The sequence below is a fragment of the Stenotrophomonas sp. GD03877 genome, assembly GCF_029840555.1.
Lineage (GTDB): Bacteria > Pseudomonadota > Gammaproteobacteria > Xanthomonadales > Xanthomonadaceae > Stenotrophomonas > Stenotrophomonas geniculata.
Map to the genome: position 1 here is coordinate 78,915 of NZ_JAOCCT010000020.1, position 15,612 is coordinate 94,526.

Consider the following 15,612-nt stretch of genomic DNA (forward strand, 5'->3'; position numbering starts at 1 on the left):
GGCGTGCGGACCAGCGGTCCGCACCCACCTTTGCAATGCAGCCGAGCTTGGCTCGGCTCTACAATAGAGGGTCTTCTTCTTTCCCGGACCGCCCATGAAACTGCCTGCCGCCTGGCTGTGCTGCCTGTTGCTGACCTCGCCGGCCTGGGCCGCGGACACTGTGGTCACCGGCAAGGTCTATCTGGAACGCGACGGCCGGCCGGGTCGCGGTGCGACCGATCCGGGCCTGGCCGGGGTGCAGGTCTCCAACGGCGAGACCCTCGTCAAGACCGCCGCCGACGGCAGCTACAGCCTGCCGGTGCGTGATGGCCAGACCGTGTTCGTGATCAAGCCCGATGCGTATTCCTTCCCGAAGGCGGCCGATGGCCTGCCCTCGTTCTGGCGCCACTACCGTCCGAACGGTTCGCCGGCGCTGAAGTACGGTGGCATTGCCGCCACCAGCGACGTCACCCGCAACTGGGATTTCGCCCTGCAGTCGGATCGCCATGACAGCCGTCGTGGTTTCCAGATGCTGGTGTTCACCGATTCGCAGACCGCCAGCCTGAAGGACATCGGCTACTACCAGCAGTCGATCGTGGCGCCGCTGGTCGGTCAGACCAAGGCGCGCATGGGCACCACCCTGGGTGACATCGTCAACGATGACCTGACCCTGTATCCGGCGATCAACAAGGTCACCACCGAACTTGGCGTGCCGTGGTTCCATGTGCCGGGCAACCACGACCTCGACTTCGATGCCGCCAGCGATGAGCACTCGCTGGACAGCTGGCGCAACATCTACGGCCCGGATACCTACGCGGTGGAGGAGGGTGGCGCCAGTTTCGTGTTCCTGGACGACGTGGTGTACGACCCCAAGGCCAAGCCGAAGTACATCGGCGGCCTGCGCGAAGACCAGTTCGCCTTCCTCGCCAGCTACCTGAAGGGCCTGCACAAGGACCGCCTGCTGGTGCTGGGCATGCACATCCCGCTGTTCGACGCCGCACCGGGTCGCGAGACCTTCCGCCATGCTGACCGTCAGCGCCTGTTCGACCTGTTGAAGGATTTCCGCAACGTGCTGGTGCTGAGCGGCCACAGCCACACCCAGCAGCACGTCTACCACGGCAAGGCCGAGGGCTGGAACGGCGACAAGCCGCTGCACGAATACAACGTGGGTGCCAACTGCGGCGCGTTCTGGTCGGGCGTAAAGAATGCCGCCGGCGTGCCGGACAGCACCATGAGCGATGGCACGCCGAAGGGCTATGCATTGCTCGACGTGGCCGGCAATGGCAGCTACAAACTGCAGTACCGCGTGGCCGGCAAACCGGCCAGCGAGCAGATCGGCCTGCACGCACCGAAGGTGCTGCGCCAGGGGGCCTACCCGGCGTGGGGCATCTATGCCAACGTCTACATGGGTGAGGATGCCAGCGTGGTCGAGTACCGCGTCGATGGCGGCGCCTGGCAGCCGATGAAGCAGGTCAGCCAGCCCGATCCGCGCCTGATGGTAGAGAACGTGGCCGACGATCTGGCTGACAGCCTGCGTGGCTACGACCGCTCGCCGGAGGCCACCGCATCGCCGCACCTGTGGCGTGGCGCGCTGCCGACCGATCTGGCCGTGGGCAGCCACAAGGTCGAGGTGCGCTCCACCCAGCCCGACGGTGCGGTGTTCACCGCCAGCACCCGCTACAGCCTGCAGACTGCCCAGCCCTGACCTCCGCATCACGGCCCCAGCGAAAGGACCCCGCATGGATATCCGCTTCATGGCCGGCACCACGCCGGTGACCCTCAGCCGCCATTGGTTCACCGGCGCGATGCAGCTGCAGAGCGCCTCCGAGACGGTCTGGGTGCAGCACCCGCTGCATCCGGGCACCCACTTCTCGTTCTCGCTGGTACAGTCGTGGCTGCGCCACATCGCCGGCCATGAAGTGCTGGTCGAGCGCACCCGGCCGCTGCTGTTTGCCGGCTTCCGCCCGCAGCGGCTGCGCGTGCTGGTGGATGGTGTGCAGGTGGCCGAACAGGAAGGCATGTAGGCCAACCTGAATCATCGGCGTGCTAGGCAAAGCCGCCCCGATGCCTGAGAATCGGGGCGATTCAATCGATCCAAGCAGGCCAGCGTGACCATCGCAGCAGCGTCCCCGGTTTCCTCCGACTCCGCCCGCGGCGGTCCTCCGCGCTGTCTGGTGGTCGCCGATGTCGGCGGCACCTTCGCCCGCCTTGCGCTGGCTGAAACCCAACCCGGCCAGGCGCCGCTGCTGGGCAGCCATCGCACCTATGCCTGCGCCGAGCACCCCAGCCTGGCCGCGATCCTGGCTGATTTCACCGCAGGCCTTGGCCAGCCGGTGCAGACTGCGGTGGTGGCCATCGCCGGCCTGCTCGATGGCGATGTACTGATCAATTCCAACCTGCCGTGGACGGTCTCGCTGTCGGCCACCCGCGCGCAGTCCGGGCTGCATGAGCTGCAGCTGATCAATGATTTCGAAGCGGTGGCGCTGGCCATCCCGTACCTGCAGCCGGAAACCTTGGTGCCACTGAACGGCGACGCTGATCCGGCACAGGCGTTCCCGGCGCTGGTGCTGGGCGCGGGCACCGGCCTGGGCGCCGCGCTGCGTTTCGCCGATGGCGAGCGCCCGGTGCTGGCCAGCGAGATCGGCCATGCCGCGCTCGGCGCCGGCAACGCGCTGGAACTTCAGGTGCTGGGCAAGCTGCTGCAGCGCTGGGCGCACGTGGACAACGAGCGCGTGCTGTCCGGCAGTGGCCTGATGAACCTGTACCCGTGCCTGTGCGAGCTGCGCGGCGTCACCCCGGTGTGGACCAGCACCGAGGCGCTGATCGGCGCCGCCCGCGGCGGCGAGGATGCGCTGGCGGTGGAGACGCTGCAGGTGTTCTGCGCCTGGCTGGGCAGCCTGGCCGGCGACGCGGCGATCGCCGTCGGCGCACGTTCGGTGTACCTGGCCGGCGGCATTTCCGCGCACGTGCGGGATTTCCTGGCCGATGGCCGTTTCCGTGAGCGCTTCCTCAACAAGGGCGTGCTGACCGAGGTGCTGCGCCAGGTGCCGGTATGGCGCGTGGAGCATGGCCAGCTGGGGGTACTCGGTGCAGCGGTCTGGCACGCCGCACGACAGCCCACGCACGACTGATCGGCACGGCCGGCATCGGGCCGGCCGTGCATTGCAGACTGGGAGGGGAAGATGGTGGATCGCAGGCAGTTCCTGCAGGCCGGCGCACTGGCCGCAGGCATGGCGGCTTTGCCGGGCGTGCAGGCGCGCACGCAGAGTGGGGCCAAGGTGGTTTCGACCTGGGACTTTGGCGTGCCGGCCAACCAGGCCGCATGGAAGGTGCTGGCGCAGGGCGGCAGTGCGCTGGATGCGGTAGAAGCGGGCGCACGCTGGGCCGAGAGTGAGCTGTGCAACCCTACCGTCGGTCATTGCGGCAACCCGGATCGCGATGGCGTGCTGAGCCTGGACGCGAGCATCATGGATGGCGATGGCCGTTGTGGCGCAGTGGCTGCGCTGGTCGACATCCTGCATCCGGTGTCGGTAGCCCGCAAAGTGATGGAAAACAGCCCGCATGTTTTGCTGGTGGGCGAGGGCGCGCAGCAGTTCGCGGTGCAGCAGGGTTTCGAGCGCAAGCACCTGCTGACGCCGCAGGCCGAAGCGGCCTGGCGCGATTGGCTGAAGACCGAGAAGTACCAGCCACAGATCAATGCCGAGCGCCGTGGTATTCCCGGCAACAGCGACAACCACGACACCATCGGCATGCTGGCGCTGGATGCCAAGGGCCATCTGGCAGGTGCCTGCACCACCAGCGGTATGGCCTGGAAGCTGCACGGCCGGGTCGGCGACAGCCCGATCATCGGTGCCGGCCTGTATGTCGACAACGAAGTGGGTGCGGCCACCGCCTCGGGCGTAGGTGAGGAGATGATCCGCAACGCTGCTTCGTTCCTGGTGGTCGAGCTGATGCGCCAGGGGCGCTCGCCCGCGCAGGCATGTCGCGAGGCGATCGACCGTGTGGTGCGCAAGCGGCCGGAGGCGAGCAAGACCCTGCAGGTGTGCTTCCTGGCCATGAACAAGCAGGGCGAGGTGGGCGCCTACGCGCTGCATCGCGGCTTCGTCTACGCCGTGTGTGATGCGCAGCGCCAGGATGAGCTGCGCGTTTCGCCGTCGATCTACACGAGCACGCAGGCGTGAGCAAGCGGCTCACCCTGGAGATCGCCAGCAACTCGTTGGCCTCGGCATTGGCCGCGCAGGCCGGCGGCGCCGACCGCATCGAGCTGTTCGACAACCTGGCCGAAGGCGGTACCACGCCGTCATTCGCCAGCATCGCGATGGCCCGCGAACGCCTGTCGATTCCGCTGTTCGTGCTGGTGCGGCCACGCCCGGGCGACTTCCACTACGACGCGCTGGAAACCGAACTGATGCTGCGTGACATCGCGCAGTGCCGCGCGCTGGGCTGCGATGGCGTGGTGATCGGCGCGCTGGATGTGCAGGGCGGTATCGACCTGGCGCTGTGCCGTGAACTGGTGCAGGCCGCCGGGCCGTTGCAGGTGACCTTCCATCGCGCCTTTGATGCGGCCCGCGACCTGCCAGCAGCACTGGAACAGGTGATCGGACTGGGCTGCCAGCGCGTGCTGACCTCGGGCGGCCAGGTCAGCGCCGAGGCCGGTGCCGATGTGCTGGCGGGTCTGGTCACACAAGCGGCGGGGCGCATCGGTGTGATGGCCGGCGCGGGGCTGGGCCCGGCCAACATTGCCTCGGTCGCGCGGAAGAGCGGCTGCAGCGAGCTGCACGCGTCGGCCAAGGGCCTGCGGCGCTCGGCCATGCAGTTCCAGAATCCGGCCCTGCGCGGACTGGATCCGGACTGGAGCCAGACCAGCACCGCGACCGTGGCCGCGCTGCGGCAGGCGCTGGACGGCGCAAGGTAACCCGCTTCTTCTGTAGAGCCGAGCCCACGCTCGGCTGCTCTTTGCGGCGAACAACAGCAGCCGAGCGCGGGCTCGGCTCTACAACGACCCGCTGCCGGCCGCACGCGACGCCGCGGACAAAATAGTTCCGCGCGTGATTGTCGCAATCGTGTCATGCATTCCTGCGCCGATCTCTCAGCGATAGTCCGCAACCCATTGATTACTATCGATACCGGTAGCCAACAACGGCACGCCGTCGCCGGTTTGTGCGCCGCCGCATGCCGTGCATGGTTCAGCTGTGCTTTAGTTTGGATCGATCCACAGGGGAGGGCGCCGCGACGGTCTTGAACCGATCCAAGCGCCCGGATCAGCCGTAGTGCCGCGCCACCACCCGTCCGTGCGTCCACACTTTCGAAGAGCAACCACCCATGGCTCAGATCGTCCGCAAGCGCCGTCACCTGCTGTCCCAGGCCCTGGTCCTGGCCCTGCTTCCCCTGGCTGCCAGTGCGCAGGAAGCCTCAAGCTCGTCCACCAAGGATCTCGATGCGGTCACCGTCACCGGCTCGCGCATCAAGCGCGCCAGTGTCGAAGGCCCGGCACCGGTCAATGTGATCACTGCCGCGCAGATCCAGAAGGAAGGCTTCGTCAGCGTGTACGACGCGCTGAAGACCCTCACCGAAGCGACCGGCACTGTTGAAGCCGCCTCGCAGTGGGGCTCGCATACGCCCAATGCCAGCGGCCTGAACCTGCGCGGGATGGGCCCGAACCGCTCGCTGTTGCTGGTCAACGGCCGTCGCGTGGCGGACTACCCGCTGCCGTATGGCGGTGAAACCAACTTCTCCAACTACGGCAACATTCCGGCCGCGGCGGTGGAGCGCATCGAAGTGCTGACCGGTGGCGCCTCGGCCATCTATGGTTCGGATGCGATCGCCGGCGTGGTCAACGTCATCCTGAAAACCAACTACGACGGCGATGAAGTGCGCGTACGCGGTGGCACCTCCACCGAAGGCGGCCGTGATACCTGGGACCTGTCCTGGGCCGGCGGCAAGACCGGCGACAACTGGAGCGTGACCTACGCGCTGCAGTACACCAAGCGCGACCCGCTGTTCGGTCGTGACCGCCCGCAGATGGACGATGCCGATGATGCACCGTATCCGTCCTGGAACATGGAACAACGCAAGGTCGGCTTCCGTCCCACCGCCGGCCTGGCGCTGATCGATCCGACCACCGGCCAGCGCCTGGCGCCGCCCACCGGCACCTGCGAGAAGTTCGACGGCGAGTACTACACCGCCGATCGATTGGTCTACAACTACGCCGCCAACACCATCACCAACACCGGCCGCCTGTGCGGCATGAGTGCGGACTATGCGAACTGGCTGCTTACGGGCGGTGCCGAGAACGTGTCCGGCAACCTGTATGCCACCTTCGACTTCAGCAATGACCTGCAGGCCTGGACCAACCTGGCCGTCTACCGCTCCGAAGCGATCTGGGGCACCAATCCGCCGAGCGTGTCGCTGATCGACGACGACAACGGCTACTACTGGGATGCCAACCGCAACCGCCCGATCCTGGGCGTGCGCCAGTTCACGCCAAATGAAGTCGGTGGCCTGGATACGCTGCGCAACACCAACCGCGAACTGTCCTGGGACTGGAGCGCCGGCCTGCGTGGCCGCCTCGCTGACCGCTTCGACTGGAGCACCACAGTGGGGCGTTCCTACTACCGCGTTGAAGAACGGCAGAACGTGGTCGACAAGCAGAAGTCGTATGAATACTTCCTGGGTCCGAAGCTGGGCACCACCGCCGATGGCGAGGCGATCTACGCACTGAACGAATCGCGCTGGTGGAATCCGCTGACGCCGGACCAGTACTGGCAGATGGGCACGGTGGCGAGGAACCGCGCATCATCGTGGGTCAACCAGGCTTCGGCGGACATCACCGGCGAGCTGTTCCAAGGATGGGCGGGTCCGATTTCGTTCGCGGCAGTGGCCGAAGTCGCGCAGCAGGGCTATCACCTCAGCCCCGATCCGCGTGCAGGTATCGACTTCGACCTGCAGAACGTTGATCGCGGCGGCGGCGAGCGCACCCGCTATTCGGCCGGCGTCGAGTTCAAGATCCCCCTGCTGGAGAGCGTGACCGCCACTGCGGCCGCGCGCTATGACCGCTATGGCAACTACAAGGCTGACAACAGCGGCGAAGCGCTGGACATCGGCAGCCAGAAGGAAACCACCTGGAACGTCGGCCTGGAATGGCGCCCGGTGGAGTCGCTGCTGGTGCGTGGCTCCTACGCCACCAGTTTCCATGCGCCGGACATGCACTACCTGCTGGGCCAGCCGAGCAGCTCCGAAGTGCAGACCTATGACCGCCTGCGCTGCATCCAGAGCGGCGCTTACCTGGTCAACAACTGCGGCGTGGGCAACACCGACGTCTGGTACACCTTCGACGTGAACCGCCGCGGCACGCCACTGCTGCGTTCGGAAACCGGCGATTCGTGGACGGTCGGTTTCGTCTGGGATGTGATGCCCAATCTGTCGGTCAGTGCCGACTACTGGGCGATCAAGCTGGAAGACATGATCGTCGACGTCGGCGCCGACGAGGTGCTGGCCAGCGAAGCCGGCTGCCTGACCGGCAAGAACATCGACGGTACACCGTGGGCCAATCCGGCCGGTGGCGAATACTGCGCCGGCATCCTGGCCCGCGTGAACCGCGACAGCAACGGCCGTCTGGTATCGATCGAGCGCGGGCCGTTCAACCTGGCCAGCCGCGAAGTGCGCGGTATCGACCTGACCGCGCGCTATCGCCTGGAAACCGCGCAGTGGGGCAGCTTCCAGCTGGGCCTGAACTACACCAACCAGATCTCGACCAAGGAACAGCGCTACGCCAACGACCCGAACCCGGAGCGTCGTGACCGCGACCTGCGCAGCAAGCTGCGCGCGAGCCTGGCCTGGCAGCGCGGCAACTGGAACGCCAATGTCTATGCCGACCGCATCGGTTCGGTGCCGGGCGTGCGCTACCACTGGGGCACCGATCGCCTGAACAACCCGGGTGGCTGCCTGCCGTTCGCTGATGGCTATGTGCCCAGCGACAGCCCGTCGCTGAACTGCCTGGAACCGGCAACACGTCCGGATGGCTCGCCCAACCCGAACCCGAACGCCGGCCAGCAGACCACGCGTTACTACGGGCGGGTCGGGCCGTTCATCACCTGGAACTTCAACATGGGCTACCAGGTGACCGAACGCGCCAAGGTCAACGTCTACGTCAACAACGTGTTCAATTCGGCCAGCTGGAACCACAAGGATCCGTACAAGCTGGACTATGACTTCGCCCCTACCCGCCTGCTCGGCGCGGTGGGCCGCGAGTTCGCGCTGGAGTACGTGTTCACCTTCTGAGGCGGATAGCGGGCGGTACGCCGGGCATGGCCCGGCGCTACCGGCTGGACGGGGCGGCTGGATTTGACCTTCCCACGATGGCAAGGTTTAGCCTGTCCGCATCCAGAAGGAACCCCGGGAATCCGATCATGAGCACGCCCCGCGCCATTGCAGCCCCCGCAAGCCCCGCCACCATCAGCCTGCCCATCGAGGGCATGACCTGTGCCAGCTGTGTCGGCCGGGTCGAGGCAGCGCTGTCCAAGGTCGAGGGCGTCGGCAGTGTCTCTGTGAACCTCGCCACCGAGCGCGCGGACATCCGGCCCTCCGGTCCGGTTGATCGCGCGGCGCTGATCCAGGCGGTGGAGCGGGTGGGCTACGACGTGCCGGCTGCCACCGTTGAACTGGCCGTGGAAGGCATGACCTGCGCCTCCTGCGTGGGTCGCGTGGAGCGCGCGCTGCTGGCGGTGCCAGGCGTGAGCCAGGCCAGCGTGAACCTGGCGACGGAGCGTGCGACCGTGCGCGGCGTGGCAGGCGTTGACGCGCTGGTGGCGGCCATCGACAAGGTCGGCTACGCCGCACACCTGATCGAGGCCGGCGTGCAGTCCGACGATGAGGTTGCAGAAAAGAAGGATGCCGAGCGCGCCGAACTGAAACGCGATCTGATCGTGGCGTCCGCGCTGGCGCTACCGGTGTTCGTGCTGGAGATGGGTTCGCACCTGATTCCCGGCATGCACGAATGGGTGATGGCCACCATTGGCATGCAGACCAGCTGGTATCTGCAGTTCGCATTGACCCTGCTGGTACTGGCCATTCCCGGCCGCCGTTTCTACCAGAAGGGTTTCCCGGCGCTGCTGCGGCTTGCGCCGGACATGAATTCACTGGTGGCGGTGGGCACCGCCGCGGCGTTCGGTTATTCGGTGGTAGCGACCTTTGCACCGCGGCTGCTGCCGCCGGGCACGGTGAACGTCTACTACGAAGCGGCAGCGGTAATCGTCGCGCTGATCCTGCTCGGCCGCTTCCTTGAGGCCCGCGCCAAGGGCCGTACCTCCGAGGCGATCAAGCGTCTGGTCAACCTGCAGGCCAAGGTCGCCCATGTGATCCGTGACGGCCGCACCGTCGACATCCCGGTCAATGAAGTGCTGAGCGGCGACGTGGTGGAAGTACGCCCGGGCGAGCGCGTGCCGGTCGATGGCGAGGTGGTCGACGGTCGCAGCTACATCGACGAGTCGATGATCAGCGGCGAGCCGATTCCGGTCGAGAAGCAGTCGGGCAGCAGCGTTGTCGGTGGCACGGTCAACCAGAAGGGTGCGCTGACGGTGCGCGCGACGGCGGTGGGCGCGCAGACGATGCTGGCGCAGATCATCCGCATGGTCGAACAGGCGCAGGGCTCGAAGCTGCCGATCCAGGCGGTGGTCGACAAGGTCACGCTGTGGTTCGTGCCGGCGGTGATGCTGGCCGCGCTGGCGACCTTCGCAGTCTGGCTGATCTTCGGACCATCGCCGGCGCTGAGCTTCGCGCTGGTCAATGCGGTGGCGGTGCTGATCATTGCCTGCCCCTGCGCGATGGGCCTGGCCACGCCAACCTCGATCATGGTCGGTACCGGCCGTGGCGCGGAGATGGGCGTGCTGTTCCGCAAGGGTGAAGCGCTGCAGCTGCTGAAGGACGCGCAGGTGGTGGCGGTGGACAAGACCGGCACGCTGACCGAGGGCCGCCCGCGCCTGACCGACTTCGAGATCACGGACGGTTTCGATCGCAGCACGGTGCTGGCGGCAGTGGCCGCAGTGGAATCGCGCTCGGAGCATCCGATCGCCCGCGCCATCGTGGATGCGGCTACCGAGCAGGGCATCGCGTTGCCGGCGATGGCCGATTTCGAATCGGTCACCGGCATGGGCGTGCGTGCCAGCATTGATGGCGCGCGCGTGGAGGTGGGGGCTGATCGTTTCATGCGCGATCTGGGCGTGGACATCACTTTGTTTGCGACGCTGGCGGCAGAGCTGGGCACCCAGGGCAAGTCGCCGCTGTATGCCGCCATCGACGGCCGCCTGGCCGCGATCATCGCGGTATCCGATCCGATCAAGCCGAGCACGCCGGCCGCGATCGCGGCGCTGCATCAGCTGGGCCTGAAGGTGGCGATGATCACCGGCGACAACGCCGGTACCGCGCAGGCGATCGCGCGCCAGCTGGGCATCGATGAGGTGGTGGCCGAAGTGCTGCCGGAAGGCAAGGTCGAAGCGGTGCGCCGCCTGAAGGCTACGCATGGCCACGTGGCCTTCGTCGGTGATGGCATCAACGATGCGCCGGCACTGGCCGAAGCCGATGTCGGCCTGGCCATCGGGACCGGCACCGATATCGCGGTGGAGTCGGCCGATGTGGTGCTGATGTCGGGCAACCTGCAGGGCGTGCCGAATGCCATCGCGCTGTCCAAGGCGACGCTGGGCAACATCCGGCAGAACCTGTTCTGGGCCTTCGCCTACAACACCGCGTTGATCCCGGTAGCGGCCGGCGTGCTGTACCCGGTCTGGGGCGTGCTGCTGTCGCCGGTGTTCGCGGCCGGTGCGATGGCGCTGTCCAGCGTGTTCGTGCTGGGCAATGCACTGCGCCTGCGCCGCTTCCAGGCACCGATGGCGGACGCCCCGGCCGCAACCCATTGAAGGAGACGTGCATGAACATCGGTGAAGCCGCCAAGGCCTCCAGCGTTTCGGCCAAGATGATCCGCTACTACGAACAGATCGGCCTGATTCCTGCGGCCGACCGCACCGAGTCTGGCTACCGGGCGTATTCGCAGGCGGACATCCATCGCCTGCGTTTCATCCGCCGCGCGCGTGATCTCGGCTTCCAGGTGGCCGAAATCACCGATCTGCTGGGCCTGTGGAACGACACCTCGCGGCACAGTGCCGACGTGAAGCATCTGGCCGAACAGCACATTGCCGATCTGGAACAGCGCATCGAGCACATGCGGCAGATGGCCGACACGCTGAAGTCGCTGATCAGCTGCTGTGCGGGCGACGAGCGCCCGGAATGCCCGATCCTGCAGCGGTTGGGCGAAGACGAAGAGACGCAGGTGCCGGACGAAACGCCGAAGAGCGGCGCGGTGCGGCGGCGCGCGCGCAGGCATTGAGCACGACAACGCAGGCATGAAAAAACCCGCCCGGTGCCGTCGCACCTGGCGGGTTTCGTTGTCGATGCGGGGCAGGGGATCAGGGCGCGCGCGGCGGGAAGCCGGCATCGTTCAACGCTGCCACGATCTGCGCTTCGCTGGCCGAGGTCTGCACCTGCACGCGACGGCTGGCCGGATCTGCCTGCACGCTGGCCTGCGGGTCCACGCCTTCGATCGCCTTGGCCACGCTGCGCGCGCAGCCGCCGCAGGTCATGCCTTCAACATGGAATTCCATTTGTAGCTCCTTCGGTGCTCTTGGGGTGGAGTCAGTGTGCACCTTCCAACGATGGCAGGGTCAAGTGCTGGGCTGAACGACAGGCAAGGCGCCGACAAAAAACGGCAGCCACCTGTACCAGCGTGGCTGCCGTGGAGGAACGTGCCCGCCGGAGCAGGGCGTGGGTTGCGCCGGGCGAACCCGCGCAACCCGTGGTGCTTCAGAACTTCCAGGTCGCGCCGAAGTACAGCTGGCGGCCTGCGTAGGTGTTGGAGACGAGACGGGCCTTGGTGTCATTGCCCAGGTGCACGCGCTGCTCGGACTTGGTGGCATTGATCACCGAGGCGGTCAGGGTCCAGTCCGGGGTCAGGTTGTAGGCAACATTCAGGTCCAGCTGGTCATACGGTTCGGTGTAGACGGTGAGGCCATTGTTGAGCCCGCCGACCACCTGGCCGCGACGGTTGAACGAAGCGCGCGCGAGGAACTTCTCGTTCTCGTAGAACACCGTGACGTTGGCCTGGTTCTTGGCGCTGCCAACCAGCGGCGAGGAGCCGATTTCCTGGCCGTCCAGAACAATCGAGGCCAGGTTGGTGTCGTTGTAGGTGTAGTTGGCCTGCACGCCGAAGCCGAAATCGAAGGTGTACTGGCCATACAGCTCGACGCCCTGCGACACACCATCGCGGCCATTGGCCTGGGTCTCGTAGCGCTGCACGTTCACCGCTTCACCGTTGATGACCATCGGCGTGTCGCGCACCACCGGCAAAGTGAAGTTGTCCACGTTCTTGCGGAACAGGCCGACGCCGGCGACTGCGCCCGGCTGGAAGTACCACTCCAGGCCCAGGTCGAACTGGGTGGCCTTGAACGGTTCCAGCTGCTTGTTGCTGCCTTGGCCCACCCAGCCTGCGGTCGAAGCGCCACCGGCAACGCGGCGATCATTGACGTACTCTTCGCTGTAATAGCTCAGTGCGCCCGGTGCTGCGATGTCGGTGTAGCCGGGGCGGGCGATCACCTTCGATGCGGCGCCACGCAGCACCAGCGTGTCGGTGATGTCCCAGGCGATATTGAAACTCGGCAGCACGTCGGTGTACGTGCGATCCACGCCGATCAGGCTGTAGGTCTTGCTCTGCGCCAGGTCGTGCGGCAGGCGCACGAAGCCGCTCTCGCAGCTGTAGGTCGGGTAGGCTGCAGCGGCCGGATCGGTACACGCCATCGGCGCGCCGGACGCGTTGTCCAGGAAGTAGTCGTTGAACTTCTCGATCGAGTCGGAGGACTGCGCGAACTGCTTGGTGCGCACCACGCGCACGCCAACGTTGCCGCGCAGACGCTCGGTGCGGAAGTTGGCCTGGAAGTAGCCCGAATAGATCTTCTCGTTGACGTTGTAGACGAAGTCTTCCTCGGTACGGTTGTGCGAACCGCCGTAGGTCTTGTTCAGGTAGTCGATGTAGGCCGGGTAGTTGATGCCCGGGAACACGTTGGCATTGAAGCCACCAGCGATGTTGCTGATCGGGTTGGACAGGAAGAAGCCAGGCTGCGCATCGCCGGCAGTCGGATCGCAGCCGCTCTGGTAGCGGCTGTTGTCATAGTCGGCCGGGTCACGGCCCGGGCACACCCAGTAGGTGTTGCCGGTGTTGCGGTGGACCTTGCCATCACGGTACTTGGCACCGAACTGGATGGAGTCCAGCCAGCCGGATTCAAACAGCTTGGTGACCTCGGCCTGGAAGTAGTTCTGCTTGACCTCGGTGCGCTTCCACGACGAATCGGTCGAGCCGGTGTCGACTTCGGCGATGCCGTTCATCAGCTGCTGCTGCAGGTCGGGCGAGAAGGTGGCCGAAGGCGTGCCGGTCAGATCCCAGGCGCTGTACAGATTGCCCGACAGGTAGTCGTTGCCGACCTTGCGGCGCGGCTTGGCCGACATCCGGAAGTTCATCGACGGACCACCTTCGGACCAGGTGCGGCCGCCGGTGAACGAGGCCTTCCACAGCGGGCTGATGTCCCAGTCGATGGTCAGGTCAGCGGTCTGCGACAGCGCCTTTTCCTTGCTGTAGCCACCGGTCAGCTGCGGCGTCGGAACCGTGCAGTCGTCCGGGCCCCAGCCGCCGGGCTTGAGGCCGGCAGCCTTGGCCTGGTCTTCATTGCAGTAGTAGGTCTTTCCAGCCAGCTTTTCGAACTGGGCGCCGGTAACGGTGTTGCCGCTGGGATCGAAGTCCAGGCCGTTGAGCAGGCGTCCACCGGCCCAGTTTCCATCGCCATTGAAGCGGGCCATGCTCCATTCCGGAATCTTCAGCATGTTCTGGGTGTAATCACCCTGCAGTTCGAAGCGGAAGTAGTTGGCCGTCATCGTGACGTTGTCGACCGGCTTGAACTGGAAGGTCAGCTGGCCGCCCTTGCGTTCGCGCTTTTCTTCCTTCACCGCGAAATTGACCGAGGTCGGCATGAAGAAATCGCTGTAGTTGCCGCCGGTCTGGTTGTTGAAACCGGACTTGCCCCACCAGTAGTGGATGCCATCCTGCGCCTGCACGTTGCCATAGGCATCGCGGGCCTTGCCGGCGCCATACCACTGGTAGTCCTCGGTGCTGGCTTCCATGGTACGGGTGGTGCGCTTCTGCTGGGTCACGCCGATCAGTACGCCGAAGCGCTCATCCTTGCTGTGCCACGAGTACAGCGCCGACGCCTGCGGGTCGATATCGTGATGCGTATCGGAGGAGGTTCCCTCGAGCGTGACGAAGCCCGAATTGGCCTCCATGTCCAGCGGACGACGGGTGTGCAGGATCACCGTGCCACCGATGCCGCCTTCGTCGATGCGTGCTTCCGGCGACTTGAACAGTTCTGCGCTGGACAGCATGTTCGAGGGCAGCAGGGTGTAGTTGAACGAACGGGTTGCCTCGTCGTTGGTTTCCGACGTGGCGACGTAATTGCCATTCAACTGGGTAAGGGTCAGGTCCGGCGCAAGGCCGCGCACGCTGACACTCTTGCCTTCACCACCGCTGCGGGTGATGACCACGCCGGGCACGCGCTGCAGTGCGTCGGCGACGTTCTTGTCGGGGAATTTGCCGACGTCTTCGGCGGTGATCACTTCGACCACCGCGTTGGCGTCACGCTTCTGCTCAAGGCTCTTTTCAATGGCGTAGCGGTAGCCGGTGACCTGGACGCTGTCCAGATTGGTGGCCTCCTGCGAGCCGGTGGAAGCGGCCTGCTGCGCGGCGGCGCCAGCCGGAATGACGGCGGCGGCCAAGGCCAGCGCGATGGCCAACGCCAGTGCGTCCTGGCCATGCGTACGTGTTGAATGCTTCATTCCCATCTCTCCCTCTCTCCTGGATTGATCCGGTGACGTGGCACGGACAACTTGAATCGATCTAATTTGAAGTGACATTGTCGCTATTGCCATGCAGTGGCAGTAGCACCGTGCGCGTGGCCTGGTACGTCCTGTTGCTGCTCCCCCAACTCCCGGCCATCGCAGTGTCGTTCTTGGATCGATCTAAGCGATGGGCGGGCGTTTTTTAGCATGGGTCGCCCGCGGGCGCATGCTGCTCCGCAATATGGTACTGGCGTGGCGAAGGGATGACGGTTTGCTGAAAACAGTGAAATCGTTTTCGTGCGCAGGGGAAGGGTGGGTCGGCAGGGCTGCGCCCTGCACCTGCTTCAAGCCAGGGCGACGTCTACAGCCAAAGCCAAAGCCAAAGCCAAAGCCAAAGCCAAAGCCAAAGCGGCTCTGGGTTGTCTGTGGCTTGGCGGGGCGGTGTCGGATTGCGGGGACGCCGTAAACCCGTCCATGGGGGCTTGGCCGCGGCATCCATGCCGCGGACACCCCGCAATCCGACACCGCCCCACCTTCGACAGTTTCCCGGTGACGGTTGGATGGGTATTGGTAGACCCGAGCCATGCGTGGATGAACGTCAATCGAAATCGAATATTTCGACATCGGAACGAATTGAGCCGAGCACGGCTCGGCTCTACAAAAATGCAGGCAGATCGCGGAAATCTGTCGAAGGCGGGGTGGGTCCGG

At 65.7% G+C, this 15,612-nt stretch carries 10 protein-coding genes; 8 read left to right on the forward strand and 2 right to left on the reverse strand.

The genetic code is table 11. The annotated features are described in order from the left end of the window. Window positions 1-94 precede the first annotated feature (94 nt). The 8 genes from N5D20_RS15335 to cueR all read left to right on the forward strand — a co-directional run bounded on the left by N5D20_RS15335 (window position 95) and on the right by cueR (window position 11,356). On the forward strand, window positions 95-1,684 hold the full coding sequence (locus N5D20_RS15335; protein ID WP_197578799.1) for a calcineurin-like phosphoesterase family protein: 1,590 nt from the start codon (window positions 95-97) through the stop codon (window positions 1,682-1,684). Window positions 1,685-1,718: 34 nt separating this feature from the next. Further along, entirely contained in the window at window positions 1,719-2,003 is a 285-nt protein-coding gene (locus N5D20_RS15340; RefSeq protein WP_054171611.1) for a hypothetical protein, read from the forward strand. A gap of 84 nt (window positions 2,004-2,087) precedes the next feature. Then, on the forward strand, window positions 2,088-3,110 hold the full coding sequence (locus N5D20_RS15345) for a glucokinase (protein WP_197578800.1): 1,023 nt from the start codon (window positions 2,088-2,090) through the stop codon (window positions 3,108-3,110). Window positions 3,111-3,161: 51 nt separating this feature from the next. Continuing rightward, window positions 3,162-4,160, forward strand: coding sequence for a N(4)-(beta-N-acetylglucosaminyl)-L-asparaginase (locus tag N5D20_RS15350; RefSeq protein WP_279914702.1), 999 nt, complete (start codon window positions 3,162-3,164; stop codon window positions 4,158-4,160). Further along, entirely contained in the window at window positions 4,157-4,894 is a 738-nt protein-coding gene (locus N5D20_RS15355; protein ID WP_197578802.1) for a copper homeostasis protein CutC, read from the forward strand. The genes N5D20_RS15350 and N5D20_RS15355 overlap by 4 nt, the downstream gene beginning before the upstream one ends. A gap of 407 nt (window positions 4,895-5,301) precedes the next feature. Further along, a complete protein-coding gene (locus N5D20_RS15360) occupies window positions 5,302-8,259 on the forward strand; it encodes a TonB-dependent receptor (protein WP_197579982.1) in 2,958 nt (985 codons plus the stop codon). Window positions 8,260-8,387: 128 nt separating this feature from the next. Further along, window positions 8,388-10,889 (forward strand): heavy metal translocating P-type ATPase, encoded by a 2,502-nt coding sequence (locus N5D20_RS15365; RefSeq protein WP_197579983.1) that lies wholly within the window; start codon window positions 8,388-8,390, stop codon window positions 10,887-10,889. Window positions 10,890-10,900: 11 nt separating this feature from the next. Beyond that, complete coding sequence (cueR, locus tag N5D20_RS15370; protein WP_197579985.1) at window positions 10,901-11,356, forward strand: Cu(I)-responsive transcriptional regulator; 456 nt, start codon at window positions 10,901-10,903, stop codon at window positions 11,354-11,356. A gap of 79 nt (window positions 11,357-11,435) precedes the next feature. Here the strand turns inward: cueR and N5D20_RS15375 are convergent, their stop codons facing one another. Together N5D20_RS15375 and N5D20_RS15380 are read right to left on the reverse strand one after the other, a co-directional pair. Then, a complete protein-coding gene (locus N5D20_RS15375) occupies window positions 11,436-11,630 on the reverse strand; it encodes a heavy-metal-associated domain-containing protein (protein ID WP_043397244.1) in 195 nt (64 codons plus the stop codon). A gap of 199 nt (window positions 11,631-11,829) precedes the next feature. Then, the gene (locus N5D20_RS15380; protein ID WP_197579987.1) at window positions 11,830-14,907 is read right to left on the reverse strand and encodes a TonB-dependent receptor; all 3,078 of its coding nucleotides are present in this window, start codon (window positions 14,905-14,907) and stop codon (window positions 11,830-11,832) included. Window positions 14,908-15,612 lie beyond the last annotated feature (705 nt).